The 26,537-nt window shown below is 70.8% G+C and carries 25 protein-coding genes and 1 pseudogene; 15 read left to right on the top strand and 11 right to left on the bottom strand.

Annotated elements, in window-relative coordinates:
- Window positions 1-476: 476 nt before the first annotated feature.
- Window positions 477-2,654 (top strand): SpoIIE family protein phosphatase, encoded by a 2,178-nt coding sequence (locus AC069T_RS27110; RefSeq protein ID WP_478785223.1) that lies wholly within the window; start codon window positions 477-479, stop codon window positions 2,652-2,654.
- Between the two features lie 643 nt (window positions 2,655-3,297).
- Here AC069T_RS27110 and AC069T_RS27105 read toward each other — a convergent pair.
- Both AC069T_RS27105 and AC069T_RS27100 read right to left on the bottom strand, forming a co-directional pair.
- Complete coding sequence (locus AC069T_RS27105) at window positions 3,298-3,861, bottom strand: GNAT family N-acetyltransferase (protein ID WP_478785262.1); 564 nt, start codon at window positions 3,859-3,861, stop codon at window positions 3,298-3,300.
- A gap of 165 nt (window positions 3,862-4,026) precedes the next feature.
- Window positions 4,027-4,824, bottom strand: coding sequence for a hypothetical protein (locus AC069T_RS27100; protein WP_478785222.1), 798 nt, complete (start codon window positions 4,822-4,824; stop codon window positions 4,027-4,029).
- A gap of 516 nt (window positions 4,825-5,340) precedes the next feature.
- Here AC069T_RS27100 and AC069T_RS27095 point away from each other — a divergent pair.
- Together AC069T_RS27095 and AC069T_RS27090 are read left to right on the top strand one after the other, a co-directional pair.
- Complete coding sequence (locus AC069T_RS27095) at window positions 5,341-5,883, top strand: serine hydrolase domain-containing protein (RefSeq protein WP_478785221.1); 543 nt, start codon at window positions 5,341-5,343, stop codon at window positions 5,881-5,883.
- Complete coding sequence (locus AC069T_RS27090) at window positions 5,877-6,794, top strand: DUF5707 domain-containing protein (protein WP_478785220.1); 918 nt, start codon at window positions 5,877-5,879, stop codon at window positions 6,792-6,794. Before AC069T_RS27095 ends, AC069T_RS27090 begins: the two co-directional genes overlap by 7 nt.
- 40 nt (window positions 6,795-6,834) lie before the next feature.
- Here AC069T_RS27090 and AC069T_RS27085 read toward each other — a convergent pair whose 3' ends face one another.
- The 4 genes from AC069T_RS27085 to AC069T_RS27070 form a co-directional block, all read right to left on the bottom strand.
- Window positions 6,835-7,368, bottom strand: a complete 534-nt coding sequence (locus tag AC069T_RS27085) for a 2'-5' RNA ligase family protein (protein WP_478785219.1) — start codon at window positions 7,366-7,368, stop codon at window positions 6,835-6,837.
- A 163-nt stretch (window positions 7,369-7,531) separates the two neighbouring features.
- Entirely contained in the window at window positions 7,532-7,816 is a 285-nt protein-coding gene (locus AC069T_RS27080; protein ID WP_358854760.1) for a hypothetical protein, read from the bottom strand.
- 475 nt (window positions 7,817-8,291) lie between these two features.
- Window positions 8,292-9,356, bottom strand: coding sequence for a DUF6745 domain-containing protein (locus AC069T_RS27075; RefSeq protein ID WP_478785218.1), 1,065 nt, complete (start codon window positions 9,354-9,356; stop codon window positions 8,292-8,294).
- 22 nt (window positions 9,357-9,378) lie between these two features.
- Window positions 9,379-9,705, bottom strand: coding sequence for a hypothetical protein (locus AC069T_RS27070; protein ID WP_478785217.1), 327 nt, complete (start codon window positions 9,703-9,705; stop codon window positions 9,379-9,381).
- Window positions 9,706-9,878: 173 nt separating this feature from the next.
- On the opposite strand from AC069T_RS27070, the gene AC069T_RS27065 reads away from it, so the two are divergent.
- The 8 genes and pseudogenes from AC069T_RS27065 to AC069T_RS27030 all read left to right on the top strand — a co-directional run bounded on the left by AC069T_RS27065 (window position 9,879) and on the right by AC069T_RS27030 (window position 17,211).
- On the top strand, window positions 9,879-10,838 hold the full coding sequence (locus AC069T_RS27065; RefSeq protein WP_478785216.1) for an STM4015 family protein: 960 nt from the start codon (window positions 9,879-9,881) through the stop codon (window positions 10,836-10,838).
- A complete protein-coding gene (locus tag AC069T_RS27060) occupies window positions 10,835-12,010 on the top strand; it encodes an STM4014 family protein (protein WP_478785215.1) in 1,176 nt (391 codons plus the stop codon). The genes AC069T_RS27065 and AC069T_RS27060 overlap by 4 nt, the downstream gene beginning before the upstream one ends.
- A gap of 7 nt (window positions 12,011-12,017) precedes the next feature.
- A complete protein-coding gene (locus tag AC069T_RS27055; protein WP_478785261.1) occupies window positions 12,018-12,833 on the top strand; it encodes an STM4013/SEN3800 family hydrolase in 816 nt (271 codons plus the stop codon).
- Window positions 12,830-14,167, top strand: a complete 1,338-nt coding sequence (locus tag AC069T_RS27050; RefSeq protein ID WP_478785214.1) for an STM4012 family radical SAM protein — start codon at window positions 12,830-12,832, stop codon at window positions 14,165-14,167. Before AC069T_RS27055 ends, AC069T_RS27050 begins: the two co-directional genes overlap by 4 nt.
- A 10-nt stretch (window positions 14,168-14,177) precedes the next feature.
- On the top strand, window positions 14,178-15,071 hold the full coding sequence (locus tag AC069T_RS27045; RefSeq protein WP_478785213.1) for an STM4011 family radical SAM protein: 894 nt from the start codon (window positions 14,178-14,180) through the stop codon (window positions 15,069-15,071).
- A pseudogene (locus AC069T_RS27040) lies at window positions 15,068-15,892 on the top strand (DUF5707 domain-containing protein). The gene AC069T_RS27045 and the pseudogene AC069T_RS27040 overlap by 4 nt, the downstream one beginning before the upstream one ends.
- Window positions 15,893-16,216: 324 nt before the next feature.
- Window positions 16,217-16,639 (top strand): hypothetical protein, encoded by a 423-nt coding sequence (locus tag AC069T_RS27035; RefSeq protein WP_478785212.1) that lies wholly within the window; start codon window positions 16,217-16,219, stop codon window positions 16,637-16,639.
- Entirely contained in the window at window positions 16,606-17,211 is a 606-nt protein-coding gene (locus tag AC069T_RS27030) for a serine hydrolase (RefSeq protein WP_478785211.1), read from the top strand. Before AC069T_RS27035 ends, AC069T_RS27030 begins: the two co-directional genes overlap by 34 nt.
- A gap of 213 nt (window positions 17,212-17,424) precedes the next feature.
- On the opposite strand, the gene AC069T_RS27025 is transcribed toward AC069T_RS27030, so the two are convergent.
- Both AC069T_RS27025 and AC069T_RS27020 read right to left on the bottom strand, forming a co-directional pair.
- A complete protein-coding gene (locus AC069T_RS27025; protein ID WP_478785210.1) occupies window positions 17,425-18,138 on the bottom strand; it encodes an AAA family ATPase in 714 nt (237 codons plus the stop codon).
- A 180-nt stretch (window positions 18,139-18,318) separates the two neighbouring features.
- Window positions 18,319-18,897: a TetR/AcrR family transcriptional regulator gene (locus AC069T_RS27020; RefSeq protein ID WP_478785209.1), complete on the bottom strand. Its 579-nt coding sequence runs from the start codon at window positions 18,895-18,897 to the stop codon at window positions 18,319-18,321.
- A 91-nt stretch (window positions 18,898-18,988) separates the two neighbouring features.
- Here AC069T_RS27020 and AC069T_RS27015 point away from each other — a divergent pair, with 91 nt between their 5' ends.
- The 3 genes from AC069T_RS27015 to AC069T_RS27005 all read left to right on the top strand — a co-directional run bounded on the left by AC069T_RS27015 (window position 18,989) and on the right by AC069T_RS27005 (window position 20,545).
- Complete coding sequence (locus AC069T_RS27015; protein ID WP_478785208.1) at window positions 18,989-19,435, top strand: anthrone oxygenase family protein; 447 nt, start codon at window positions 18,989-18,991, stop codon at window positions 19,433-19,435.
- Window positions 19,436-19,586: 151 nt separating this feature from the next.
- Window positions 19,587-20,087 (top strand): hypothetical protein, encoded by a 501-nt coding sequence (locus tag AC069T_RS27010; protein WP_478785207.1) that lies wholly within the window; start codon window positions 19,587-19,589, stop codon window positions 20,085-20,087.
- Between the two features lie 242 nt (window positions 20,088-20,329).
- A complete protein-coding gene (locus tag AC069T_RS27005) occupies window positions 20,330-20,545 on the top strand; it encodes a DUF6243 family protein (RefSeq protein ID WP_478785206.1) in 216 nt (71 codons plus the stop codon).
- Window positions 20,546-20,680: 135 nt separating this feature from the next.
- Here the strand turns inward: AC069T_RS27005 and AC069T_RS27000 are convergent, their stop codons facing one another.
- The gene (locus AC069T_RS27000; RefSeq protein ID WP_478785205.1) at window positions 20,681-22,123 is read right to left on the bottom strand and encodes a helix-turn-helix domain-containing protein; all 1,443 of its coding nucleotides are present in this window, start codon (window positions 22,121-22,123) and stop codon (window positions 20,681-20,683) included.
- Between the two features lie 647 nt (window positions 22,124-22,770).
- Between AC069T_RS27000 and AC069T_RS26995 the strand changes: the two genes are divergently transcribed.
- Window positions 22,771-23,295: a hypothetical protein gene (locus tag AC069T_RS26995; RefSeq protein ID WP_478785204.1), complete on the top strand. Its 525-nt coding sequence runs from the start codon at window positions 22,771-22,773 to the stop codon at window positions 23,293-23,295.
- Window positions 23,296-23,620: 325 nt separating this feature from the next.
- Here the strand turns inward: AC069T_RS26995 and AC069T_RS26990 are convergent, their stop codons facing one another.
- Both AC069T_RS26990 and AC069T_RS26985 read right to left on the bottom strand, forming a co-directional pair.
- Window positions 23,621-24,625 carry an NADP-dependent oxidoreductase gene (locus AC069T_RS26990; protein ID WP_478785260.1) on the bottom strand — a complete coding sequence of 335 codons (1,005 nt, stop codon included), beginning with the start codon at window positions 24,623-24,625 and terminating at the stop codon, window positions 23,621-23,623.
- Window positions 24,626-24,955: 330 nt separating this feature from the next.
- Window positions 24,956-25,648, bottom strand: coding sequence for an SDR family oxidoreductase (locus AC069T_RS26985; protein WP_478785203.1), 693 nt, complete (start codon window positions 25,646-25,648; stop codon window positions 24,956-24,958).
- Between the last annotated feature and the right edge of the window lie 889 nt (window positions 25,649-26,537).

Genomic DNA, 26,537 nt, shown 5'->3' with positions numbered 1-26,537 from the left:
ATGAGTCTTCGGAACGTTCGGAACGCATGCGGTGTCGCCAGGCCGGCCGCGCGTCCGGCACGCATCCCGTGCCGCCGGAACCGACCACGCCCCCTCCCCCGCGTCCCTCCCCCTTCTTCCGGCGCCCCTTAAGGCGCGGTGTGACTCATCGGCGCGAGACACCTCCGCCTCCCCGGAGTACCACGCCGGGCGCGACGGAACCCCCCGTACCCCACCGTGTCGCCACCGCACGTAGCGGACGCACTCCCCCGTCGCGTCGCCACCGGGCGCAGCCGCCGCCCACGGCCGCCGTGGTGGCGACGGGTGGTGGGCCGGGCCCGACCGGGACCCGGAAGACGTGCCGGACGTCCCCCACCGGCGTAACGTCCATAAAGAGGCGCGTGCGAGCCCCGCGCCGGCGGAGGATGCACCTGAAAAGGGCGCAGGGACGGCCGCGGCCGTCCCCCCGATCCGTCCCGCGATGCTGGAGGTGTCCTGTGACCGGCGCGGGTGATCCGACCGCCGCCGAGCGTGCGCTGGATACCGAGATCGCTCAGACGGTACGCCAGACCGGCGCGTCCGTCGGCGCCCTGTACCTGCTCGACCCGCTCGCGCCGCAGGAACAGGTGCTGTGGCTCACCGTGCTGTGCGGAGCACCGGCCGAGTTCGCCGCGCCGTGGGCACGGGTGTCGCTGAACGCTCCGGCACCGGTGGCCGAGACCGTGCGTGAGCAGCGGATGGTCTGGATCGGCAGCCAGGAGGAGATGGCCCGGTCCTATCCCCGTACCGCGATGGCACTGCCCTACCCGCTGGTGCTGGCGGCGGCGCCCGTCACCGGGGTCCTGCGCCTGGGTGCGCTGCTGCTGATGTGGCCGCCCTCCCGTCCGCCGTACATGACCGGCCGCGAGCGCGGTCACATCGCCTCGCGCTGCCGACGCCTGGCCCGGCTCCTGGAGGAAGCCGCCGAGCAGGGCCGGCCCGCGGTGCGGCGCGAGGGGATGCGGGTCGTCACCGCCGCCGGCGGCCCGCGGTCCGCCAGCCCGGCGACGGCCGCCGCCGACTTCGTGGAGCGGCTGCCCGGTGGCAGCTGCGCCCTGGACCTGGAGGGACACTTCGTCTACCTCAGCTCCGGGGCCTGCGACCTGCTGGGCCGGGAAGCCGACCGTCTGCTCGGCACCCTGCCGTGGCAGTCGCTGCGCTGGCTGGACGACCCCGCCTACGAGGACCGCTACCGTGCCGCGGTACTCAGTCGCGAACCCACGACGTTCACCGCCTGCCGTCCCCCCGGACAATGGCTGGACTTCCACCTCTACCCCGACGCCAGCGGCATCAGCGTACGCATCGTGCCCGCCGGGACACTGCAGCCGCCCGTACCGGGCTCCGCCCGCGCGGCAGCCACCGTCACACCCGCACGGGCCGGCCCCCTTTACCAGCTCACCCATCTCGCCGCCGCACTGACCGAGGTCGTCGGCGTCCAGGACGTCATCGACCTGATCGCCGACCAGGTGCTGCCCGCCTTCGCAGCACAAGGCCTGGTCCTGTCCGCCGCCGACGCCGGACGGCTACGGATCACCGGCCACCGCGGATACGACGCGCGCACCATCGAACGGCTGGACGGTCTGCCCCTGGACACAGGTTTCACCCCGGCCGGCCAGGCACTCAGCGACGGCACGCCCGCCTTCTTCGCCAATCCCCAGGAAATGCAGCACCTGTACCCCCAGGCCCCGGTGGTCAGCGGAAAAGAGGCCTGGGCCTTCCTGCCGCTGATCATCTCCGGCCGGCCCGTCGGTTGCTGCATCCTGTCCTACGACCACCCGCACACCTTCCCGGCCGAGGAACGCGCCGTCCTGACGTCACTGGCCGGGCTCATCGCCCAGGCCCTGGACCGCGCCCGCCTGTACGACACCAAGCACGAACTCGCCCACAGCCTCCAGCAGGCGCTGCTCCCCCGCGCCCTGCCTCCCATCACCGGCCTGCGAGTCGCCGCCCGCTACCTGCCCGCAACCCGGGGCATGGGCATCGGTGGAGACTTCTACGACCTGATCCGGCTCTCGGACAGCGCCGCCGCCGCCGTCATCGGAGACGTCCAGGGCCACAACGCCGCCGCGGCAGCCCTCATGGGCCAGGTGCGCACAGCCATCTACGCCCACGCAACCCTCGGCACACCGCCCGACCAAGTCCTCGCCAGAACCAACCGGCTCCTCACCCACCTGTCCCCCGACCTGCTCACCAGCTGTCTCTACACCCACGTCGACTTCACCCACCGACGCATCACACTCGCCAGCGCCGGCCACCCGCCACCCATCCTGCGCCTCGCCGACGGCACCGCCCGGCCCCTGACCGTCCCCCCGGGACCACTCCTGGGCATCGATCCCGACGCCGACTTCCCCCTCACCCACATCCCCCTCACCCCCGGCCTGACCCTCGCCCTCTACACCGACGGACTCATCGAAACACCGGGCATCGACCTGGAAGACTCCCTCAACACCCTCGCCCACCACGTCGCCACCGCCGACACTGAAGACCTGGACCTGCTGATCGACGACCTCCTCGAAAAGACCAGCACGACCGCCCAGCGCACCGACGACATCGCCCTCCTCGTACTCCACCACCCGCACTCCCGCACACCCGTGCCCCCGCACGTCACAGGCCGTTCCGCAGACGGTGTTCCATGACCTGGGCCGGCGCCTGACCGGCGCTCCGCGCAGCGAGCACGGTCGCACCCATGCGAGAGGGCCCACAAGGATGAACGTCTCAATACCGTGCTGACATTGACGCTCTGAAGTGTCCGACTTCGACTGCACCGCGGACGAGAACGTCACCTACGCTCTGATCAACAACCTCGCGACCTGCGTGGGTCAAGAAGGGCGAGCCGCGGCACCGTCGAAGCCATGCACTCGCCGCTTCGCCCTCAGCAGATAACCGAGAGCGCGCTTGATGCCTTGAGTTCCGTCGCACAGTCACGCCAACCGGGGCCGGCACGGACCGGAACCCGGGGCCATCCCAAGCCGGAACTGCGCCCCTCCAGCCCTTGAATCGGGGCCAGTTCGGACCGGAAAAGTGCGGCCCTTCAAAGCGGTAATGCCAACCGTGCTGCGCAACCTCGCCGAGACCGAGGGGTAGCCGTCTTCGCCTACGGCGACGGCGACGGCGACGGCGACGGAAACCACCTGGCCCGAAGCCGCGCCCACCGTCGGCGCGGCGCACCGGAACAGTTGACGAGCGCGTCCACCGAAAGGGTCGAGTACGGCATCAATCGCCTCAAGAGACGTAGAGCCGTGGCCATCAGGTATGACGAACTCGCGGTCCGTTACGCGGTTACCTCCGGGGTTCCCGCCATCGACGAGTGGTGGTGACGTACTGGTCCGACGACAACTCGAACACCCGTACCCGCCGACCGCAGGTGGGACTGACGGTCTCACGGACCGGATGCATCCCCAGTTTGGTCATGATCCGTTCGGAGGCGTCGTTGCCCACTTGAGCGATGCTGACGATCCGCTCCAGCCCTCGCTCTTCGAACCCGAACCGTACGGCGGCCGCAGCGGCCTCGGTGGCCAACCCCTGCCCCCAGTGGGAACGTCCCAGCCGCCAGCCGACCTCAACCGCCGGCAGTACTTCCGGCAGGAAGTCCGGCACCGAAAGGCCGGTGAACCCGGCCAGCTCGCCAGTGGACCGGATCTCCACGGCGAACAGGCCGAAGCCCCGTGACTCCCACTCGCTCTCCCATGCCTGGATCCCGCCGCGGGTCTGTTGTTCGTCACGGACGCTGCCGTCACGGATCCACCGCATGACCTCGGGGTCGGCATTGACGGCAGCCATGGGCACAACGTCTTCCTCACGCCAACGGCGCAGGATCAAACGGGGAGTCCCAAGCGTGACCATCCGAATATTCTGAAGCACAGATGGGCTCTCCGTCATCCTCATCAGGCACTTTCGATACACACCCTGGCTCGCCCAGGGCAGACGCCGCTCGTGCTCCGTGGCCCTGTCGCGCAGCACGGTCAGATCATTCCAGAGCGGTCCCCTGGGCGGCCGGGGGCCCGGCCGTCAGACCTGGGCCGGTGCGCTTCCGCCGGATGTGTCAGCGACTTGGGTGGCCCGGGCCCGCCGGAGCGCTCCCGTCAGCCCCACCAGCGCGGCGACGGTTCCGGCGCCCACGGGAATGACCGGCCAGTAAGGGATGATGTTCCCGAAAGCCGCGCACACGATGAGCACCAAGGTCGCCGCCACCCCGACGCCGAACCCGAACCCAGCGGGCCCCAGTCGGCGCTGCCGCTCCAACCGTACCCGGCCGCCGAGGCCTGCCAGATACGCGGCGGCGGTCACGGCGACGGCGATCACATACCCCATGATCAACGGATACAGCACGACCAGCCTGATGTCCCATCCCTCCAGATGCCAACCGGGCCACACGTCACGTCCGTCGATCTCCACGACCCGCCCGTGCCACAGGCCCGCCTCGACCAGCTGTCCCTCCTGGAGGTCGTTCACGGAATCACCTGGGACGCCGTCCACCGTCTTCGTCTCGTCGCCGACGCGCACTTCGATCGTGTACTTGGTGGTGACGACCCAGCCGCCGCTGCCGCCGTCCTGGCCTCCGCCGTTTCTCCCCCTCGTCGTGTGGGGCGACAGGTTCGTGATGATGGCCTCGGCCGTGTGCAGCGTCCCGTTCGACCGTGCGTGCGCGACGCCCGTCTCCTCGTAGGTGCGCATGGCGAGCAGCAGGATCAGGGCAGCCATGACCAGACGGAACGCCCAGCGCAGCGCATGGCCTCGCACTGTCCTGGTCCGCATCGTGCCCGGTCCCGTCCGCGGCGTCGTGTCCCCGGTCTGCTCCTGCGTCATCGGGCCCCTCGCCTTCCCGTCGGGGACAGACGAACGCCGTCCCATCGGATGACACGCCACACAGCTGAGTATGGTTGCGGTCTGTTACCCAGTCGTAACTGCGTCGCCGATGGTAGGCGTCCCGGGCCGTCGCCCGGTGTGCGCGCGCTTCGCGGGATGCAGCCCAGTACCAGATCACCCAGGCCAACTCCCGCCCTGCTAGCCCACGTTGCATACGTTGCCGATTGCATTCGTACCGGTCGCGCCAACGGATGGACTCCCGAGAGTCTCGGCTCTCCATCCATCTCGGGCATCGGTGGTCTTCAGTGCTCGGTCGGGCCACTTATCGAAGGGATCGCCCGCAGCGGCCAGCGAGCGAGACCGGCTGAACCGTTGTACGCCGGGCTTTGTCAAGGGGGATGACCACAGTTCGATATGGGCACCCGTCGTACTGATCTCTCGGTGGGAGCCTGGCAGGGTCGTCGGCAAGCGAATGATCCGGCCGCGTCCGTCCGCCACGACCCAGGGAGAACACGCATGCACCGTAAGCGTCTCGCCGTCGCGGTCCTGCTCACCGCCACCCTCACCGGGGGCCTCGTTCCCGCGGCAGCGGCCTACGACGCCCACCGGCCCGACCCGGTGCAGCGGCAGCTGAGTCTTCTCGTCGAGGAAGACGGAGTGCCGGGTGCCCTCGCGTATGACGGCAGGGTGACGCGTACCTTCGGCGTCGCGGACCTGGAGTCGGGCCGTCCGATGGCCGGTGCGCAGGGCAGGTTCCGGCTGGCCAGCAACACCAAAGCGTTCACCGCGGCGGCCGTGATGCGCCTGGTGGTGGATGGGCGGATACGACTGGACGACCGCGCGGGCACCTATGTACCGCAGCTCGCCCACCACGCCATCACCGTACGGCAGTTGCTCAAGCAGACCAGCGGCCTGCCGGAGTACTCCGCGCTGGTCGACTGGAGCCGGCCCGGAACGCCCGATGACTACCTGGCCCTCGCGCTCGAAGAGAAACCCGTGTTGAAGCCGGCACCGACTGGGGTTACTCCAACACCAACTACCTGGTGCTCGGGATGGTGATCGACACGGCGTCGGGAGTCGGCTTCCGCACGTACATCGATCGCACGGTCGTGCACCCGTTGCGCCTGGACGACACCTACTGGCCCGCACCGGGCGAGTTCACCCTGCGCGGGCCGCACGCCCGCAACTACGGCGTCCACCCGGCGCATCCGAAGGCGGGCCGGGTGGATGTGACCGAGCTGCCGGGGTACGAGTTCGGCGCGTCCGGTGGGCTCGTGTCCACGCCCGAGGACCTCAACGCATTCTGGGACGGCTTGTTCGGGCTGCGCCTGTTGCCCGGCTGGGCGGTAGGCCTGATGACCCGGGACACCACCGATGTCGGTGGCCGCGACGTCTACCCGCCGGGCAGCCGTTACGGGTACGGCGTCGCGTCGATCCCACTCAGCTGTGGCGGTTCCTACTGGGGCCACGGCGGCGATCTGCCGGGTGATTCGGTGGGCGGCGGGCGGCGGGCGGGCGGGCACGGGCGGCCGTGGCACCGTGACCGTCTACACCACGACGTGGGCGGCCGAAGGGGACAGCCTGCGCCACCTCCGGGGAGCCGTGGACGCGGCCCTGTGCGTCAAGCGCCGGTAGGCCGCGGCCGCCATGCAGGTTCCTCGACGGCGCCGGTCCGGACGCGTGGCGGAGGCCCCCGGGGCACCATGGCCTCGAGTATCGCCGCAACGGCGCGGCCAAGAGCGCCGGCTTTCACGAAGAACGGGCTGACCGCCAAGGACATGGCTGCCGTGGAGCCGGCCGTCTGCAAGCCGTCCGGTGAGGACACCGTGCACTGCACCCACAAGGTCACCGTCACCCGCGCCGACGCCGAGGCGTCCCAGCACGGTGTGTGGCACGTCGCTGTCCTCGCCACCGCGGCGGACAACGACACGACGCTGGTCACCAAGGCCACCGACTTCACCGTGGTGTGATCCACACGCGCCTGCGATCGTGGGACGTCGGGAACGGCGTTCAGGGGCGGGGCTCCAGCACTTCCAGGGCGCCGGTCTGGGTGTCGTAGCTGCGCAGGGTGGTGAGCCGGGCCGACAGCGGCGGCGCCGGCAGCAGCTCGGGGAGCCGACGGTCGGCGAAGGCACCGGCCCGCCGGGTCCGGCCGAGGGTGATGTGCGGGCTCCACCGCGCAGGTTCGTGGAACGGGTTGAGCGTATCGGGTGGGCTGTCCGAGGCCACCGCCTCCCACACCCGGCGGTGCAAGCCGACCAGCGCGGAGTCGGGATCCAGCCCCCAGGCCAGCACCGAGGTGGGCCGCTCGAAACGGACCACGCCGGTGAATCGCACCGGCAGCGGCAGGGCGGCGGCCACCTCTGCGAGTTCCCAGCGAATCGAGGCGGTCAAGTCCGGGCAGGCAGCCAGGGTGAGGTGCGGGCTGTTGGTCGGTGAGCGGTGGCGCGCCTGACTGGACAGCCCCGCGTCCGCGAGCCGCCGCCACGCCTCCCGAACCGCCAGTTCTGCCGCCTCATCCAACAGGAGCTCGACCGTGCGCACCGCCGCAGCCTACCGGCGACCTCCTGCGGTTCCGCCACCGGCAGGGCCGTCAGGCCGGGGGTTCCACCGGGTCCCGTGGTCGGTCTCCTCGACGGCGGTCCGACGACCTGTCAGGCGAGCGATCGTCCACAACATGGAGGCGACCACAGGCCCGCACTCCTGTTCAGGCGCCGACAGCAGTGACACCGAACATCAGAGTCCGGCGACTGACGTCGTAGTGCACGGTCGGTGTGCTGCGCAGGAGGTCCTGGAGCACGTCGGCGTCGTCGACGTCGACCGTCAGCACCTCTTCCCAAGCGCCCTCGTCGAGTACGAGTTGCAGGGTGAGGGTGCCGCGGGCAGCGGGCTCCCCCGCCACCCAGCTGAACTGGTAGTGGCTGAGTTGGCGCACTTTGATGCTGTCGTCCGTCACGGGTTGCGCAACCTTGGTCGTGGCAGCTCTGGGCATGACGTCTCTCCTCGCGTGAGTTATGGCGGGTGCGCGCAGCGGACCGTGTCCACTGCTCAGCTGGCAGCTGGAGTGCACGACCTACGCCCCTGCGGGCGCAGGGCATTGAGATCAGAATCAGGAGGATCGGCGGCACCTGCCAGATGAAGCGCGCACTTGGTCGAATCCCACCCCTCGGAAATCGTTCTCTGTCCGAGCCTCATGTGTGGTTCTTTTGCAGGTCAGGCCTGGTATCACCGCTGGGGCGGGAATCTTGGTCCGTCGCCGGCCGAGATGCCGCGGGGGGTGACGGGTGCCATCGAGGCGGGCGGCTTGATGCGGGCGGTTTGATGCGGCGGTTCGCGGAGACGGCGACGTGCCGCGGTACCGGCGCCCCCTGCCCGAAAGACGGAAACAGAAGGGGCCTGCGGTCGGTGGGTCGATGCCCCACCGTCCCGGAGGGCACCGGCACCGGCACCGCCGGCCCACAGCCGCCTCAGGTCTCCACGAGCGGCGCGTACACCTCGGGACGGATCCCGAAGGTCCAGGCGACACCGGCCCTGGCCGTCCGGGTCGAGGGTGGTACCCGCAGCCAGTAGGTGCGCCGGGTCCCGTCCGGCTCCGGGGTCGAGTTGAGCACTTCCACCATCACGACCGGTTCGTCGTCCGGCAGGTCGATCCGCCAAAGGACACCCGTCTCGTCCCGGTGCACCGGGCGGGCGGCCGAGTCCGCGAGGTAGCGGTCGTAGCCGTAGTGCTCCAGCATCACCCGGCGCAGCTCGGCGTTCTCCTCGGCGCGGATCCGCTCCGGTGTGAGCGTGCGCAGTTCCGCGAGGAACTCCGCCGGTACGGGCATGCCGCGCCAGGCGTGGAGGGCGAAGCCGTCGGGATAGGCGAGTGCCGGGCCGGTTCCGTGGTCGAGCCGGCCCGCCTCGTCCCGGTGCAGGGCCGTGGGCCGCTCGCACACCACCGCCACGCGCGAGTAGGGCCACCACCAGCCCGCGCTGCGGCACACGGCGGCCACTGCCTCCAGCGGGCCGTCGTCGGGGGTGAACGCGGCGAGCCAGGGGGCGTCGTGCTGCCCGAGCACGGCGTCCAGGAGAAGCAGCCTGACGTCCGCGGCCGCCTTACCCGTATCGCGGCCCACCAGCTCTTCCAGGACGCCCGTGCGGATCCGGTCCACGAGCGCCTGGGTGGACTCCCACAGGCGCCCACCGGTCGCCGCCCAGTGCGCCGACCAGCCGGTGGCTCCCAACTGCTCGAGCAGTCGCCGCCTTTCGAGCGCCCAGGGCGTGCTGCGGACCGCGTCCCGCACGCTGGGTCCCCGGTCCGGAAGGCCCCGCAGCAGTTCGACGGCCGCGCGCGGGGATCCGGCCCACACCACGCGCTCCGGTTCGGGAAGACCCGCCTGCCGATAAGCCCGTCGGATGCCGGCCTCGGCGGCCGTGCGGTCGGCGGGAACGGTTGCCGAGAGCCGGCCGCGCCACGCGCTCAGCGCGTCGGAGGAGCTGTCCTCCATGGTGTCCCCCACCGTTGTCCCGTCGGCCTCAGTCCTGATCATCTGCCCCTCCGTCATGCGCTGTTCAGTCCGCTACGATCCGCACGGATCCGGGCACGTACTCCCGCTGTCTGATCACCCGGTACCACCCCTTGGGCAGCGCGATCACCGCGTGCTCCTCGTGCACCACCCGTCCGCCCTGCGGAAGGTGCAGCAGCAAAGGCCCGAACGGCCCCGGCTCACGCACCAGTTCTCCCGGTCCGACGACGGCGTGGGCATGGCCGGTGACCTCGCCGAGCGCCAGCACGAGCCGGCCCCGCGCGTCGCGCCGCTCCCTCGGCGAACGAGCGACATGGGCCGGCACCGCTTCCTCCGTCACGGGCACGATCAGCACGTCTCCCTGCCGGTACATGGCTCTCCCCTCACCGCCGGGTGCTCGGCGCGCACCGGCCTCATGTCGACGACCGTAGAGGCCACCACTGACAACGCCCCGCGAAACCGCCCCGCCGACGGGTGCTGTCAGTGCCTCTTGGTAGAACTTCCGACATCACGGACCGCACACTTCTTCTTCTCAGGAGCAGCCGTATGACCATTGGTGAACACCTCTCCGCGCTGTACCGGCTGCCCGCCCACGACTTCCCGGGCCCCGAGGCGAAGGTTGACGGCCTTCCCGACGCGGACGCCGTCGCCTGGCGGATCACCGGCGACGTGTACGACGCCGACGAGGACTGGACGGGGGCCTTCGCCCGCTTCTGCGCCGCCGTCGACACGACGCGCGTGCGGGCGTTGATCGTCGGGGCCTGGGAGGAGGCGTACGACTCGGACCCCTCCGACGTCATCGAGGCCCTGGTAACCGCCCGGGACCGCTTCCCCGCGCTGCGCGCGCTGTTCCTCGGCGACATGGTGATGGAGCAGTGCGAGATCTCCTGGATCAACCAGACCGACGTCACCCCGCTGATCAACGCCTTCCCCGCTCTGGAGGAGTTCGGTGTGCGCGGCGGATCGGGGCTGCGGTTCCCCGCGGTGAACCACGGCGCGCTGCGCAGGCTCGTCGTGGAGACCGGTGGACTGCCCGCCGAGGTGGTGCGCGGCATCGGCGGCAGCGACCTGCCCGCCCTGGAGCACCTCGACCTGTGGCTGGGCACCCCGGAGTACGGCGGCGACAGTGAGGCCGCCGACCTGGCGCCCATCCTGTCCGGCGCCCGGCTGCCGCGTCTGCGGCATCTGGCCCTGCGCAACAGCGAGATGCAGGACGCCGTCGCCGCGGCCGTCGCCTCCGCGCCCGCCGTGGCCCGTCTGGAGGTGCTGGACCTGTCCATGGGGGTCCTGACCGACGAGGGGGCCGGTGCACTGCTGGGCGGTCAGCCCCTGATCCACCTCAAGAAGCTCGACCTGCACCACCACTACCTCAGCAAGCCCTTCGAGGAGCGCGTCCGGCAGACCCTGGAGCCGGCGGGCGTGGAGGTGAACCTGGACCGTGGCGACGCGGACGAGGACACCGAGGACGACGGCAGGGTCTGGCGATACGTCGCCGTGGGCGAGTGAGCACACCCCCTGTGACCCGGCTGCCGGCTCTCGCCCGTCCGCGCTTCGCGGTGGTCGGCAACCCGGAGAACCGCCGGGTGTCCCTCTTCGGTGACGCGGTGCGCGCGGCCGGCCTGCCCGGCCCGCGCGTCGTCCCCTGGGCGGACGTCCTGCGTGCCGGGGGAGCGGACTTCGGCGCGGACGAGATCGTCCGGATCGAGTCGCCCGGTGAGAACGCCGAGGTCGACCGTCTGCTGCGGGGCATCCAGGACCCCACCCGGGTCGAGGGTTCGGCCCGCTGGTACGCCGGGTTCACCGCCGCGCTGCACGGCCTGCGCGGCGGCATCCGTCTGGACGACCCCGACGACCTCGCCGTGCTCTTCGACAAACGGCGCTGTCACGGCGTGCTCGACGCGGCGGGCGTACCCGTTCCCGTCTCACCCACGTCGAGTCGGCCGGGTACGCCGGGCGTGCCGGTGCGCGGCTGGGACGACGTACGGACACTGATGCGCGAGCACCGCATGCCGCGCGTGTTCGTCAAGCCCGCGCACGGCTCGTCCGCGTCGGGAGTTCTCGCCGTCGAGACGGGCGGCGGCGGTCGCGTCCGGGCCACCACGTCCGTCGAACTCACCACGGGGAAGCAGCTGCACAACTCCCTGAAGGTGCGCCGCTACGACCGCGAGCAGGACATCGCGGCCGTCGTCGACGCGCTCGCCCCGGACGGCCTGCACCTCGAACGCTGGCTGCCCAAGGCGTCCCAGCAGGGCAGAGCCGCCGACCTGAGGGTCGTCGTGGTGGCCGGCCGGGCCACACACGCGGTCGTCCGCACCAGCCGCTGGCCGATGACCAACCTCCATCTCGGCGGCCTCCGCGGTGACCTCGGCGCTGCCCGTCAGGCCGTGGAGTCGGCCGGCGCGCGCTGGGCCGGTCTGCTCGACGTGTGCGAGCGGGCCGCGGCCTGCTTCCCGCGCACTCTCTGCGTCGGCGTGGACCTGCTGCCTGCCGTCGGCTGGCGCAGAGCCTTCGTCGGCGAGGTCAACGCGTTCGGCGATCTCCTGCCCCGGCTCACCGGCCTGCCCGGCAGCGGCGCCGAGGGCCTGGACACCTACGCCGCGCAGGTGGCGGCCGTACTGCGCGGCCACCCCCGGCCCGGCCTGCCCCACCCGGACAGAACAGGAACCACCCATGCCTGAGCCCGACATGAACGAGGTCGTCGGCAGCCACGACATCCTGCTGGTCACCCTCGACACCCTGCGCCACGACGTGGCCGTCGAGCTGGCGGCGGCGGGCCGTATCCCGAACCTGGCCCGCCATCTCCCGGGCGGTCGCTGGGAGAAGCGCCACGCGCCGGGCAGCTTCACCTACGCCTCCCACCAGGCGATGTTCGCGGGGTTCCTGCCGACCCCCGCCTCCCCCGGGCCTCATCCACGGCTGTTCGCGGCGAGTTTCGCGGGCAGCGAGTCCACCGCCGAAGGGACCTTCGTCTTCGACACCCCGGATCTGGTGTCCGGCCTCGCCGGGGCCGGCTACCACACCGTGTGCGTCGGGGGTGTGGGCTTCTTCAACAAGCGGGGTCCGCTCGGCTCGGTGCTGCCCGGCCTCTTCCACGAGTCCCACTGGGAACCGGACTTCGGCGTCACCTCACCCCACTCCTTCGAGAACCAGATCGCCCGCGTGACGAAGGTCGTCGCTCAACTCCCCGCCGAGCAGCGGCTGTTTCTCTTCGTGAACGTCTCCGCCCTGCACCAGCCGAACTGGTTCCACCTGCCCGGCGCGACCCGCGAGGACGGCGACACCCGCCGGACGCACGCCGCCGCACTGGAGTACGTGGACCGGCACATCGGCCGGCTCTTCGCCGTCGCGAGCAGCCGGCGCCGCTGTTTCGCCGTCGTCTGCTCCGACCACGGCACCGCCTACGGCGACGACGGCTACACCGGCCACCGCCTGGGTCACGAGTCCGTGTGGACCGTGCCGTACGCCCACTTCTTCCTCGACCCCGCCGAGGCCGCCGTATGACCACAGCACAGCTGACCAGCCCGTACCAGCACTACGTCTACGCCTACCCTCACAAGACCGCCTACCGCGGACTGTCCGACCGTCCGGCGCTCGCCTCCCTCTGGGCGGCCGAGCCCAAGGACGCCCTCTCCCTCTACCTGCACATACCGTTCTGCGAGGTCCGCTGCGGCTTCTGCAACCTCTTCACCCGGATCGGCGCACCTGACGGCCTGACCGGCGCCTACCTCGACGCCCTGGAACGACAGGCGGACGCCGTACGGGAAGCGCTGGGACAGGAGGGTCAACTCCGGTTCGCCACAGCGGCGTTCGGCGGCGGCACGCCGACCTTCCTCACCGCGGCCGAGCTGGAGCGCCTGTGCGACATCGCCGAGCACCGCATGGGTGCCGACCTGCGTGCCGTCCCGCTGTCGGTGGAGGCCTCGCCCGCCACGGCCACCGCCGACCGCCTCGCCGTGCTGGCGGAGCGTGGCACCACCCGGCTGAGCCTGGGCGTCCAGAGTTTCGTCGACTCCGAGGCCCGGGCCGCCGTACGTCCGCAGCGCCGCGCCGACGTCGAGGCCGCCCTCGCCCGCATCCGTGACGCCCGCGTCCCGGTCCTCAACATCGACCTCATCTACGGTATCGACGGCCAGACCGAGCAAACCTGGCGCCACTCCCTGGACGCGGCGCTCGCCTGGCGGCCCGAGGAGCTCTACCTCTACCCCCTCTACGTCCGCCCGCTGACCGGCCTCGGCCGCCGCGGCGAAGAAGGCCGGCCCGACCCGGCCTGGGACGAGCAACGGCTGCGCCTGTACCGCGCGGGCCGCGACCACCTCCTCGCCCACGGCTACACGCAGCACTCGATGCGCATGTTCCGCCGTACCGACGCCCCGCGGCAGGGCGCCGACGACTACGCCTGCCAGACCGACGGCATGATCGGCCTGGGCTGCGGTGCCCGTTCCTACACCTCCGCCGTGCACTATTCGTTCGACTACGCCGTCGGCATGCACGAGATCCGCGGCATCATCGACGGCTACGTCACGACGACCGACTTCACCCGCGCCGAGGTCGGCTACCGCATGGACGGCCAGGAGACCCGCCGCCGCCACCTGCTGCAGTCGCTGCTCCAGGCCGAGGGCCTCGCCGTCGACGACTACCGCGCTCGCTTCGGCAGCTCCCCCGACGACGACTTCGGCCCCGACCTCACCCGTCTCGCCGACCGCGGCTGGCTGAGGGACACCGGCGCCCCCGGCCTGCGCCTCACCCCGGAGGGTCTGGCCCACTCCGACGCCGTCGGCCCGGAGCTGTTCTCGTCGGCCGTGCGGGCCGCCATGGCCGCCTACGCGAGGAAGTGACCGGACCACCATGGACCTGACCGTCCTCTACCGGGGCCCGCTCGCCTCCTGTGACTACGACTGCCCCTACTGCCCGTTCGCCAAGCGGCGCGACTCCACCGCCCAACTCCGCGCCGACCGCGCCGCCCTGGAACGCTTCGCCCGGTGGGCCGCCGCCCGCACCGACGACCGGCTCTCCCTCCTCTTCACCCCCTGGGGCGAGGGCCTGGTCCGCTCCTGGTACCGGAACACCCTCGCGGAACTGTCCCGCCTCCCGCACATCCGCAGGGTGGCCATCCAGACCAACCTCAGCTGCCGCACCGACTGGCTCACCGAGGCCGACACCGACACCCTCGCCCTGTGGTGCACCTACCACCCGGGCCAGACCCCCTACGACCGCTTCCTCACCAAGTGCCGCGACCTGGCCGACCGCGGTGTCCGCTTCAGCGTCGGCGTCGTCGGCCTGCCCGAACACCTGGAGGCCGCCCGCCGTCTGCGGGCCGACCTGCCCGCCCACGTGTACCTGTGGATCAACGCCGCCGAGGGCCACACCTACCAGGACGCCGAGGCCGGGCGGTGGACCGCGCTCGACCCCCTGTTCCCCTACAGCCGCGACCCGCACGCCAGCGCCGGGCTGCCCTGCCGCACCGGCGAGTCCGTGATCTCGGTCGACGGCGACGGCACCGTCCGCCGCTGCCATTTCGTCCGTACGGAACTGGGAAACCTCTACGACGGTTCCTACCGCGCCGCCCTGCGCCCCCGCCCGTGTCCCCTGGCCGTCTGCGACTGCCACATCGGATACGTCCATCTCGAGACCCTGCCGCTGTACGACGTCTTCGCGGGCGGCGTCCTGGAACGCGTCCCGGCCGCCCCGCCGGAGCGGCTTGTGCCGCCCGGCAGCCCCGGGTCGCGGCGCGCGAGGTGAGCGCGCCTGCACCCTTGGCATCCACCTGGGGATCCTCCAACGTCCGTGCTCTTCCGGGAGATTGCCCCCGGGCCGGTGAGAACCGGCCTGGCTCCGGCCGGTGCGGATTTCCGTTCGCTCACCCGGGTTGCAGAGACGTCGGTGCCCGGCGGTTGGACTCCCGAAGGCGTTCTCCCCCTGTGGTTAGAGACGGCAATCATCCGGCCGCCCGAGGACCGCGCCGTGCTCCGGGCCATAGTCTCGAACACATCGGGAAGACGACCGGCCAACGGTTCGACCAGCGGTTCTTCCGCGCTGCGCCGCGCTTCGCCCTCCCCCTCCAGTCTGCGGGCGCACCACGCCCGCTTCTACAAGAATCCGGGGGATCTCCCCTGTCCAAGCGCGTTCTCGTCCCGTCGCTCATCGGTGTCGCCGTCGTCGGCGGAGTAGCCGCCGGTGGGCTCGCCCTGGCCTCGAACGCCACGGAGCCGGCCCTGGCCAACGGCTCGGCCCACTACGTCGCGCCGTCCGCCGGCAGCACCGGTTCGCTCACCTTCACGGTGGACGGGCAAGACAATTCGGGCGTCCAGGGCCTCAAGGTCGTGGCGTGACCCGCGAGTTCGAAGCTCGACCCGACGGAGGCGGAGTTGCGGCACACGGACGACGCCACGTGCCGCAGCACCTCGGACGACACCTCCCGCTGCACCTACACGCTGAAGGTCGCGAGGAAGGAGGCGGCCGATCTGAACCGGGGCACCTGGTACGTCTCGGCGCTGGCAACGGCCAAGGACGGGGACACGGTGTTCGTTCCCCGCGCCGCGACCTTCCACGTCAAGGGCTGACCCGCCGTCGCGCCCGGGCACCCCCGAGGTGCCCGGGCAGCAGCGCGGCGACGACGAAGACCCCGGAACCCTACGCGCGCGGTCGCCCGAGGGCGCTCCACCAGTCCCCGATCGAGGATCCCACGATGCAGCCGACGACCCAGCCCGGTTCGGACAGGGCAGGATGCGAGCCCGGTCACGACGGCGTGCACCCCGGCTGGACGCACGAAGAAGACGCCCGGATCACATGCGCCGGGCCAGGGAGGGTCGCTCACGTGCCGACGGGCCGTGTGCGTGCAGGTGGCAAGACCGTCGAGCGGGTGCTGGGTGGGAACGGTGACGGCTGTGGAGCATGAGTTCGACTTCGAGTTGCTGGGTCCGCTGGTGGTACGGCGGACGGGCGCGGTGCTGGATCCCGGGCGGCGCAAGCAGCGGCTGCTGCTGATCCGGCTGCTGCTCGCCGACGGCCGGGCGGTCGCTCCGGAGACGCTGTGCGGGGAGCCGTGGCCGGAACGGCCGGGCCGGACAACGGGCGGGGCGACGGGCGGGGCGACGGCCTCCCTGCACGCCCACGTCAGCAAGGTCCGGGCGGTCCTGGAACCCCAGCACCTGCGCACGCGGGGCACGTTCCGGGTACTGGTCACCGAACCCGCCGGCTATGCCCTGCGCGTCCCGTCCGAGAGCCGGTGGGGGAACTGGTCCGGCGGGTCAGCGGCCGGACCCTGGCCGGGTTCGTGGACACCGAGTTGGCCAAGCCGCTGGAGGTAGACGTCCAGATCGGCGCGCGGGAAGCGAACTGGCTGCGTATCGCCCCGCTGGTGCCGCCGTCGCAGACCGTCGAGGGGATGACCGGTCTCGATCCCGAGGCGTTCTTCACCAGGACGCTGTTCGGCAGCCCCGCCCGGGACGAGCACGTCGACACCCCGCGATGGCGGCGCGCCGAGCTCGGAGCCGTCAACGGGCACGGCAACGCACGGGGGCTGGCCCGTACCCTCTCGGCGGTCTCCCGGCGCGGTGAGGCGAACGGCCATCGGCTCCTCTCCCCGGACACGGTGGACAGGATCTTCGACGTGCAGGCCGACGGAGTCGACCTGGTCCTGGGCGTTCCCGTGCGCTGGGGCGTCGGTTACGCACTCGCCGACCCGAGGACGATGCCGCAGATGCCCACGGGAAGGATCTGCTTCTGGGTCGGCCGGGGCGGCTCGGTCGTCATGATGGACCTCGACCGGCGCGTCACCTTCGCCTACGCGATGAACCGCCTGGATGCCGGAATCCTGGGCTCGGAGCGGACGCACAGTTACATCCGGCACGTCTACGAAGCTCTTGACGCCGGGATGTAGGTTCCGGTCGCCGGCAGGCACGAAACGCGTGGCGGGGAGGGACGGGACCGTGGCCGGCGGCGACGCACCACGGTCCCGGAGACGTCGGCGCCCCGCGCGCCGGTCCCGGGCGACCACGACTTCGGTGCGAGCCGGCCCGAGGTGCCCGGCTTGCCGGCAAACGCCCAGAGCCGGATCTTCTGTCTCGCCCCTGAGGGAGGGAAGGGGACCTGCCTACGGTTCGACGATGTGCCGCAGATAGGTGTGCGGGTCGGCGAGATAGCGGCGCCAGTGATCCACGACGCCGAGCTGCTGCCAGGCGACCCGCCGCATACCGTGCTCTCCGACCTCGATGATGTCCGCGCCCGGCAGCGCGGTCAGCAACGGGGAGTGTGTGGCACAGATGACCTGTCCGCCCTCCTTGGCCAACCGGTCGATGTGCCCGATCAGCTCGAGGCACGAAGAGAACGAGAGCGCTGCCTCGGGCTCGTCGAGAACATAGAGCCCGGCGTGCAGGAACTTCCCGCGGAACGCCGCGAGGAAGCCCTCGCCATGGCTGACGTGGTCCGGCGAGAACCCCTCCCTGCCCAGTGCGTCCAGCGCGGTCTCGGCACGCAGGAAGAAGCCCTTGCGGGCCGACCAACTGGTGGCCATGCGGCGCCCGCGCCCCGAGGCGGCGTCGAATTTCATCCGCTCGCCGAGGATCGACTTCCCGCGCGAGGAAGCGTAACGCCAGTCGTGGGAGCCGCCGTAGGAGTCCAGACCGAACCCCTCGGCCAGCGCCTCGACCACAGTCGACTTCCCCGAGCCGTTCTCACCCACCAGGAAGGTCACCGGCGCGGTGAACCGCAGCCCCTCGTCGAGCAGTTGCCGGACGCAGGGCACCGACCATGGCCAGGCTTCCTCGTCGTACGAGGAGAGATGGACCTGCGCGCGTTCGATAATCACGCAACCAGTGTCGCCTGGACTCGGAAGGCGTACGCGTCCGAGCTTGTCGGGGAAGATGGCCGCCCCGGCAGGGGCCCGGTCATCTGCGACTCCGCCCCGCGGGCGTGAATGGACCAGCAGCGGTGCCGTAGGTCTGCGCCGGGCCGACAGACCCGCCCGCCCGTCCGTCCTGACGGTGCGTCAGACCACGACGAGCCGGTCCACCAGCAGCTCGACTCTCCGGCCGGCGTCCCCCGGCGGCAGCCGTCCCGCCCGGGTCAGGGTCGCAAGCCCGTGCAGGGCCGCCCAGAACACCTCGGTGAACAGCGCCGGGTGAACACCGTCCCCCGCGACCTCGGCGAGGGTTTCCAGCAGGGCGGCGAAGGCGTCCTGCAGAGGCTCCGGGGTGTCCTCCTCCGCGAACGCCAGACCGCCGTCGAGCTGGAACATGGCGTCGTAGACCGCCGGGTTGCGTTCGGCGAAGTCGAGGTAGGCGTGGGCGAGCGCGGTGACCCGGGTGCGCGGGCCGTCGGCGGCGGAGGTTGCGGCCCGCAGCGCCGCGGCCATCTCGGCGGCACCCTCGAGGGCCACGGCGCCGATGATCTCGCGCTTGCCGCGGAAGTGGCTGTAGAGGACGGGCTGGCTGTACTCGATGCTCTCGGCGAGCCGACGGGTGGTCACCGCGTCCCAGCCCTGCCGCTCGGCGAGTTCGCGGGCCGTCGCCACGATCAGGCGTTCGCGGCCCGCCCGTTCGCGCTCCTTGCGTTCCTTTACCGACACGATTGGATCCTAGCACCGCTAGACAAGCAAGCGGCAGCAGTACTAGCGTCGCCCCATAATCTAGCGCCGCTAGATCCGAGGAGGGGTCATCATGCTCAACGCACTCGAGGTCTGCACCACCGTGATCGTCGGCGTAATGGTGGGGGTCGAGTTCTCCGTCGCATTCTTCGTCAACCCGATCCTCAACAGCCTCCCCGGCGACAACGGGCTGCGCGGCCGCACCCACGGGGCCCGGCTGCTCGGCGCCGTGATGCCCTTCTGGTACATCGGCTCGCTCGCCCTCGCCGCCATCTGGACCATCGCCGGTTGGCACCACCACGGCACCGGCCTCGTCGTCATTGCCGCCGCGTTGCTGACTCTCAGCGTCGTCATGTCGATCCTGCTGCTCGTCCCGATCAACAACCGGGTCAAGACGTGGACCGCCGACGGCCTGCCGGCCGACTGGAAGCAGCAGATGAACCGCTGGGACCGCTTCCACTACGTCCGCGTCGCCGTCATCACCGCTGCCTTCACCCTGTTGGTCACCGCCCTCGCCTGAGCCCGCGGGCCGGGACCGGGTGCTCAAGCCCACTCCCGAAAAGCGTGCCGAACCGGACGCTTCCCGTTCGAGGCACTGGCCGCGCGGGTATGCCCTGCCCTGCCGCGGGCATGTCGTGCGCGCGGATCCGGCTTCGACCAAGGGGGCGTCAGTGCGAAACAGGGTGGCCCGTCTGGGGCTTGGCGATATACGCGGCGACTACGCCATCATCAACCCGGCGACAGGCGCCATGATGCAGGTACTGCGGGGATTCCTGCTGCTTCTCTGGATCGCCCTGCTCGTCACCACTGTCGTCAACCCGTCCGCGGTCAACGACAACGCCGCTGTCGCCACAGCCGTGGTGGCCGCGGTGTACGCCCTCAAGTTCGGATGGCGCCTGCTCACCGCCCGGCTTGGTGTGAACAGGTGCTACCTGTGCGCGGACGGCGTGGCCGTCACCGGCCGGTTCGGCCGGATACGCGACTCCGTGGCGTGGAGCGAGGTGACAGGGGTGCAGCAGACGGCAGTGGTGAGTCTCGTCCTGGGCTGCCACCGCATCGAAATCTTCCGGAGCCGTTCCGCCGCGCCACTCTGGTTCGCGGCGCCGGGAGTGAAGTCCGCTCTGGTGGAGGCCCTTCTCGACGAGGGCAGGCGCAGCGGCGTCCTCCAGTGATCGTGCGCACGGCAGGACCCCGTCGAGGTCCAAAGGTGTGCTGTGCGTCCAGGGCGCCGTCCCACACCTTCCCAAGGTTGGTGTGCGGGACCGACGGAACCGGGTATCGTCTTTGTCATGTTCTTCCAGGCGCCGATTTACGAGTGAGAGCGTGATGGGCCCCTGCTGACGTCCTTCGATGTCGCCGCCCGTCCCCCACCGATGAATCCGTAGATCACTTCACATCATTACCGGGAGAACCCGTGACCGTGAGCAAGAACATCAACAACCCCGTGGGCATGGGCGGTGGACAGCGCAAGAAGCAGTCCCGCGCCGAACGCCAGAACAACGGCCCCCACCGCAACCTCGACCGCCAGAGTGCAGCCGACCAGAAGGCGGAGCTGGTGCGCAAAATGCGCGAGAAGACAGGTGCAGCTGACGGCGCCGGGCAGGCGGACGACGACACCGCACAGAGCTGAAGCACCGCCGCCGCAGGGCGGCACCGCACGGGGCAGGGCCCGGACCGCGACGCGCGGTCCGGGCCCTGCTGCCGTCGGGGTTCTGCCGCCGTGCCGGGTGCTGCCGGTCGGGCACCTGCTTCCAGGCCAAACTGCCTAGCCGTCGTACGGCACCCACGCACGACTGCCTGCCTCGTTCGTGCCGTACCAGTAGTGAGGCATCCCCTTGATGCCGGTGGTGCGGAACGGGCGGCCGTGGTCATCGATACGGATCGTCCCGGTGCGGCCCTGGCAGGACCAGTCGAGTTCGAGGTACCAGCGGGCGTCGTTGGCCTGTGTAGTCGCGTCGACCAGCAGCACTTCCGGGTCCGTGGCGGAGATCCGGTAGGGGAAGTGCGCGGCCGGGATGGTGCGTCCTTGGTCGGCGCCGTCCTTCGAGCGGACGATGGGGCGGTCGGCGTCGAGGTTCGCGGTGAAGCGGCGGAGCGTGAGGTCGCTGCCGCAGCCCTGGTCCGTGGCGTACGCGCGTCCGGCCGCCGGTTTGCCGCGGCTGACGATACGGACGCGGAGCGCCTCCAGGACCACAGCGGTGGACGACCGTCCCTGTACGGAGATCTGCACCATGGTCTGCTTCCCGTGCACCGCGTCCTGCGTCGCCGCCCACGCCCCGGCGTCCTGCTGTACCGGCGGCGGCGGCACCTGCGCGGACGGTTTGTCGATGACGTAGTCGTGCCGGCAGCCCAGGTCCCAGATCTGGGAATCGGCACTCCAGGCGAGAGGCGGGCCGATGGCAGGTTTCGCAGTCGGCGTGGGACTGCTTCCAGTTGGGCTCGGGGCGGGGACTTCGTGCCGGGAGCCGGGCGACGCCGAGCTGCGGGACGGGGATGGGGTGGCCGGCGGGTGTGCCGAGCGCTTGGGTGCACCGGGGGCGGTTGCCCGCGGGAGGGAAGCTTCGGAGGAGTGGTCGTCCGACAGGGCAGCCGTGCCGGCCCAAGTGACCAGCAATACGCAGGAGATGGCGGTGGAGACCAGGACTCGCCGACGGCGGTACCAGGGGCGGGGAGCAGAGCCGGCGGCGGGCTCGTCCGGGCCGGGATCGTTTCCGGGCTGCACCGCGGAGCCGCTCTCCTCGACGGGTGCCCGGTTCGCGTCCGCTGGCGGTTCCGGAACCGCAGCCGGTGCCGGTGCCGGTGCCGGTGCCGGTGCCGGTGCCGCAGCCGGTGCCGCAGCCGCAGCCGGTGCCGGTGCCGGTGCCGGTCCCGGTCCCGGTCCCGGTCCCGGTCCCGGTGAGGGGATCGTCTCCTCCGCCGGACCGGCCGTACGCGTCTGCTGCCGAGTTTCCATCAGCGACAACCACAGCCGGTGCAGCTCCAGCCGCTCCTGCGGTGTCGCCTCGCAGAAGGCCGCGAGGCGCTCCACAGGTGCGAAGTCCTGGGGTACCGCATCGCCCCTGCAGTAGCGGTGGAGCGTGGAGGTGTTCATGTTGATGCGGCGCGCCAGGGAGCCGTAACTGCGGTCCGTACGGCCCTTCAATTGCCGCAGCCGCGCCGCGAACTCCTCGACCTCGTCCCGCTTCGACACCGCTCTCCCGTCGTCCACCCGCGAACCGGGCACTTACATACCTGCACGTCAGGTGGGCCGGAATGGTTCCACTGTCCCTGACGGGACGGCAGCCGTCACGCCACGCTCGGCGACTGGTCGCGGCATACGCGCAGCACGACCGGACACGGCCCGACACGGCCCGGCCGTCCGGAGAGTGCTGCGCCAGGTGCGCCTCGAAGAACTGGGCGTGCGCGTGCCCGATTCAGAACGCAATCGGGACAGCAGGTCGCGGCCGATGGACGGCGGCCCGCGCCATGTCGGCCGTATCCGGCAGTCGACTGTCCCATGAGTGGGCTCCGCATCCCGGGAGGGCATCCCAGGTGCTCCTGTTTCCGCAGGTCAACATGGCTGGGACCGTTCCACCCCTGCAGGTGTGCCGCCGGCTGTTGTCCTGGGTCCACGGCGTCCTCAATGCTCTGGGTGTCGCCCCGGCCGAGTCGAAACGATGCGGCGCGGCAGCAGCCCGGTAACGACACCCGACCTGCACCTGCGTAGCGGGACACCTCTGTGCCCGGACACCAGCCGGGCCCTCCTGTCCTCGCATCGGATACGGACGAGGGGCGGCAAGACGGCAGTGCCAGCGGCACGAAAAACATAAAACCAATCCAAAACACCCACATACGGCCCCGAAAAGGAAGACTCACATGAACAGCAATTCCCCCGCCCACCGTCGTCCGGGCCGCCGCGCGGCTGTCGTCGCCGGCCTCGTCCTGGCTCTCGGACTCGGGGCAGCGACGCAGATGTCGGCACAGGCGGCCGTGCCTGCCCCGGCGAAGGCGTCCGCCGCCGTGCTGCGGCCGATCAACGGCACCCCCGGCCAGGCGGTCACCCGGGTCGCCGACTTCTACGGCGCGTACATCGACGCGAAGGGCGACTACGCGGACCCGGACCGCACGCTCGCCACGGCGCTCCGCAAGCACTACCTGACGCCCGAGTTCGCCGAGCGGCTGACGGCCTGGGAGGAGGAGAACGGAGCGGACGGCGTCCTGCGTGCCCAGAACGTCCCGGCGCAGTGGACGGTGACCGACAACGGCACTGTGGGCAACGGCCACGAGGTCATCGTCACCCTCACGTTCGGCAGCGGGGAGACCGTGCAGAAGACCAAGCTCTTCGTGCTGATGGAGCGGTACAACCACATCGTCGACATCGAAACCACGAGCGCCCGCTAACGGCGCAACCACCCCGTCCGGAGTGGTCCGGTTCGAGGCGAGGCACCGCGTGGGACGTTGACGGGTGCCTCCGTGGAGACGGCGCCCCCCTGCCCTTGACAGCAGGGGGCGCCTGTCGCGCCTGTCGCGGCCTGCGCCGTCTGCCGGAAGCCCCGAAACCGGCTGTCCGACTGCTGGCTACGGTTCCAGCAATTAAACGCCCGCGGGACGAATACGTCGTGGTGCTGGAAGATCCCGCCGTGTCCGGCGTCGGGGTAGAGGGGCTCGAGTTCACCTCGGGGCAGCCGGGTCGGAGGTGACTGGTGCCCGAGACTCGTACCCGCCCTCACGCCATCGTGACGACGACTTTGCCGGCCTTTGCCCGGCCCTTTTCGACGTACTCCATGGCTTGAAGGGTTTCCTCGAACGGGAAGACCCGGTCGACGACGGGGCGGATCTTCCCGGCGTCGATGAGGGGGGTGAGTTCGCGCAGTTGGTCGCCGCTGGCCTTCATGAACAGGAACGAGTACGTCACGCCGTGGCGCTTGGCGTTGCGCCGGGTCTTGAAGCTGAGGGCGGTCATGGCCATGCGCAGGATCGGGTTCGCGCCGAGTTCACGGGCGAAAGCCGGGTCGGGCGGGCCCGCGACGCTGACGGCCATGCCGCCGGGCTTGAGAACGCGCAGGGACTTGGCGAGGTTCTCGCCGCCGAGGCTGTCGAGGACGACGTCGTAGCCGTCGAGGACCTTTTCGAAGTCCTGCGTGCGGTAGTCGACGACGACGTCCGCGCCGAGGTCCTTGGCCAGGTCGACCTTGGCGGCGCTCACGGTGGTGGCCACGTGCGCGCCCAACGCCTTGGCCAGCTGGACGGCGATGGAGCCGAGGCCGCCGGCGCCCGCGTGGATGAGGACCTTCTGACCCGGCTGCACGCGTGCCCGCTCGACCAGTGCCTGCCATGCGGTCAGGGCGACCAAGGGGAGTGAGGCGGCCTCGGCCATGGTGAGCGTGGCCGGTTTGGGCGCCAGGTCGTCCTGGTGAACGGCGATGAGTCCGGCGAAGGTGCCGATGCGGTCCTTGTCGGGCCGGGCGTAGACCTCGTCGCCCACCGCGAACCGGGTGACGGACGGGCCGACCCGGACGACCGTCCCGGCGAGGTCGTTGCCCAGAACGAGCGGGAGACGATAGGGCAGGAACGCCTTGAAGTCCCCGTTGCGGATCCTGACGTCCAGCGGGTTGACGCCCGCCGCGTGGATCTTGACCAGGACGTCGTCGGCGCCCACCTGGGGGTCGGCTACTTCGGCGGCGCGCATCCCGGCTCGGCCGCCGTACTTCTCCACCAGGAAAGCCCTCATCGTCATCTCCGTTCCATGTCCCGTCCGTGGAAGGGCAGGGTCTCCGCTCGCTCCGGGCTTCTCCCAGTACGAGATAGTTTGTGTTGTTCCTCTGGCTGCGGCGCAGGCGTACCGCGTCCTCAGCCGCGTTCACCCATCAGGCCACCGGCACGACCGGGGCGGCGACGCGGCCGGCCCTCCCTGGAGGTGGTCCAGGGAGGCGTTGATCCCCTCGTGGGGTGCGCCGAGCGGCACCGCGCTGACATCGGGACGAGCGTGGCCACGGAACGGGCGGCGCGCTCGCGCAGCCAGGGGCGGGTAGACGGCCGCGCCGGGGTGGAGGGGTGAGCGTCAGTCCGCGTTCGGCTGGGGTGCCGCGGACAGGCTCTGCTTGACGTACCGGCTGGTCTCGTCGGCGAGGATCTCGGGCAGGCCGGTCTCGATGCCGTACAGGGCCTGGGCGGCGACGTCGGCGGCGGCGACCTTCTGATCGGCGGGCACACCGGCGGCCATGTCGGTGTCCATGTAGCCGACGTGCAGCGCCGAGACGGTGATCCCGCGGGGTGCCAGCTCCTCACGGGTCGCGTCGCTCAGCGCCCAAGCGGCGGCCTTGGAAGCAGCGTAGGAGCCGAGTCCTGCCGGATGGAACCAGGACAGGGCGGACAGGACATTGAGTACGGCGCCGCCGCCGTTGCCCTCGATGACTGGGGTGAACGCGCGGGTCGCGGCGAGCGGGCCGAAGAAGTTGGTCTCCATCTCCCGGCGCACCTCAGCCACGTCGCCTGCGATCAGCGTTGCGCCGGTGGAGATGCCCGCGTTGTTGATCAGCAGTGTCGCGTCGGACGCCACGCGGGCGGCCTCCCGTATCGACGCCTCGTCCGTGACGTCCAGCCGGAGCGGGATGACGCCCGGCACGTCGACCGTCTCGGGGCGTCGGGCCGCGCCGTACACCTTCGCCCCGCGCTCCACGAGCTGGGCGGCCAGGTGCCGCCCGAGCCCCCGGTTGGCGCCGGTGACCACTGCGACCGCGTTCTTCAGTTCCATGCTCACTCCTGGTCCTGGCGGGCGCCGTCGGCCACCCGCACGGAATTAGATTATGCAACCAATCTAAACACGAGCCCATGATAGATGCCAGTCGACATCCAAATGAGAGGGGGCATGGGCCGCGTATCGCAGGCACAGGCGGAGGAAGATCGCAGGCGGATGGTGGACACCGCATGCAGGGCACGCAGATCAGCGTCGCCGACCCTGATGAAGGCGGCCAGCCTGACGACGGTGCGTTCTACAAGCAGTTTCTCCGTCGAGCACCGCGACGACCCGGGCGGACGGCTGCCCGGTCGCCGCGCTCGCTTTGCTCTGACCTGTCCGTCCCGGCACAGCACGGCGGCCACGGCCTCCTCGGTCCGCCCGGCGATGGCGAGCGCACCACCGCCGGCCGGTCTCCCCCTCCGCGATCTCCGCCGACCAGGACATATTCACCACGACCCGCCCGAAGGAGACCTCGGTCCCGCGTGAGCTGAGCCTTCCGGACATCCAGGCCACCATCGCGGACTTCCGGCATGCCGCCGCCTCCGCGACAGCCGCCGGTGCGGACGGGGGGTGAGAACCGCTCCCGCCTCGTCGTCGAGATCGCCCGGGCGGGGGCCGAGGAGATCGGCGCGGACCTGGCCGACATCGCCCCGCTGGGCCGCTTCGCGCCGGCAACCCCGACATCCTCGAGCGCCTGCGCAGCGACGCCCCGCTCAGCGAGATCGACCCGGCCACCCTCTACGGCGACGGCAAGGCCGGACACACCGACTACCCGACCCTGGCCCAGGCCTGACACCATCGTCCACGAACCGCCCATACACCGGACCGGGGCGGGTGGGCGGCTCGTCGTCCCGCCGTGCGACAGCCTGCCGCCGTCATGACGATGACCAGGCGGAAACAAGAA

Source organism: Streptomyces sp. NPDC043867 (assembly GCF_056435845.1).
Note: the sequence above shows the minus strand (reverse complement) of the source record. Positions and strands in the feature narration are given on the sequence as shown.

What these genes read in the sequence shown, in the direction of transcription:
- AC069T_RS27105 (WP_478785262.1), bottom strand. Translation starts at nt 3,861, where the DNA reads ATGGTCACGCTTGGGACTCCCCGTTTGATCCTGCGCCGTTGGCGTGAG.
- AC069T_RS27100 (WP_478785222.1), bottom strand. Translation starts at nt 4,824, where the DNA reads ATGACGCAGGAGCAGACCGGGGACACGACGCCGCGGACGGGACCGGGC.
- AC069T_RS27095 (WP_478785221.1), top strand. Translation starts at nt 5,341, where the DNA reads ATGCACCGTAAGCGTCTCGCCGTCGCGGTCCTGCTCACCGCCACCCTC.
- AC069T_RS27090 (WP_478785220.1), top strand. Translation starts at nt 5,877, where the DNA reads ATGGTGATCGACACGGCGTCGGGAGTCGGCTTCCGCACGTACATCGAT.
- AC069T_RS27080 (WP_358854760.1), bottom strand. Translation starts at nt 7,816, where the DNA reads ATGCCCAGAGCTGCCACGACCAAGGTTGCGCAACCCGTGACGGACGAC.
- AC069T_RS27075 (WP_478785218.1), bottom strand. Translation starts at nt 9,356, where the DNA reads ATGATCAGGACTGAGGCCGACGGGACAACGGTGGGGGACACCATGGAG.
- AC069T_RS27070 (WP_478785217.1), bottom strand. Translation starts at nt 9,705, where the DNA reads ATGTACCGGCAGGGAGACGTGCTGATCGTGCCCGTGACGGAGGAAGCG.
- AC069T_RS27065 (WP_478785216.1), top strand. Translation starts at nt 9,879, where the DNA reads ATGACCATTGGTGAACACCTCTCCGCGCTGTACCGGCTGCCCGCCCAC.
- AC069T_RS27055 (WP_478785261.1), top strand. Translation starts at nt 12,018, where the DNA reads ATGAACGAGGTCGTCGGCAGCCACGACATCCTGCTGGTCACCCTCGAC.
- AC069T_RS27050 (WP_478785214.1), top strand. Translation starts at nt 12,830, where the DNA reads ATGACCACAGCACAGCTGACCAGCCCGTACCAGCACTACGTCTACGCC.
- AC069T_RS27045 (WP_478785213.1), top strand. Translation starts at nt 14,178, where the DNA reads ATGGACCTGACCGTCCTCTACCGGGGCCCGCTCGCCTCCTGTGACTAC.
- AC069T_RS27015 (WP_478785208.1), top strand. Translation starts at nt 18,989, where the DNA reads ATGCTCAACGCACTCGAGGTCTGCACCACCGTGATCGTCGGCGTAATG.
- AC069T_RS26995 (WP_478785204.1), top strand. Translation starts at nt 22,771, where the DNA reads ATGAACAGCAATTCCCCCGCCCACCGTCGTCCGGGCCGCCGCGCGGCT.
- AC069T_RS26990 (WP_478785260.1), bottom strand. Translation starts at nt 24,625, where the DNA reads ATGAGGGCTTTCCTGGTGGAGAAGTACGGCGGCCGAGCCGGGATGCGC.
- AC069T_RS26985 (WP_478785203.1), bottom strand. Translation starts at nt 25,648, where the DNA reads ATGGAACTGAAGAACGCGGTCGCAGTGGTCACCGGCGCCAACCGGGGG.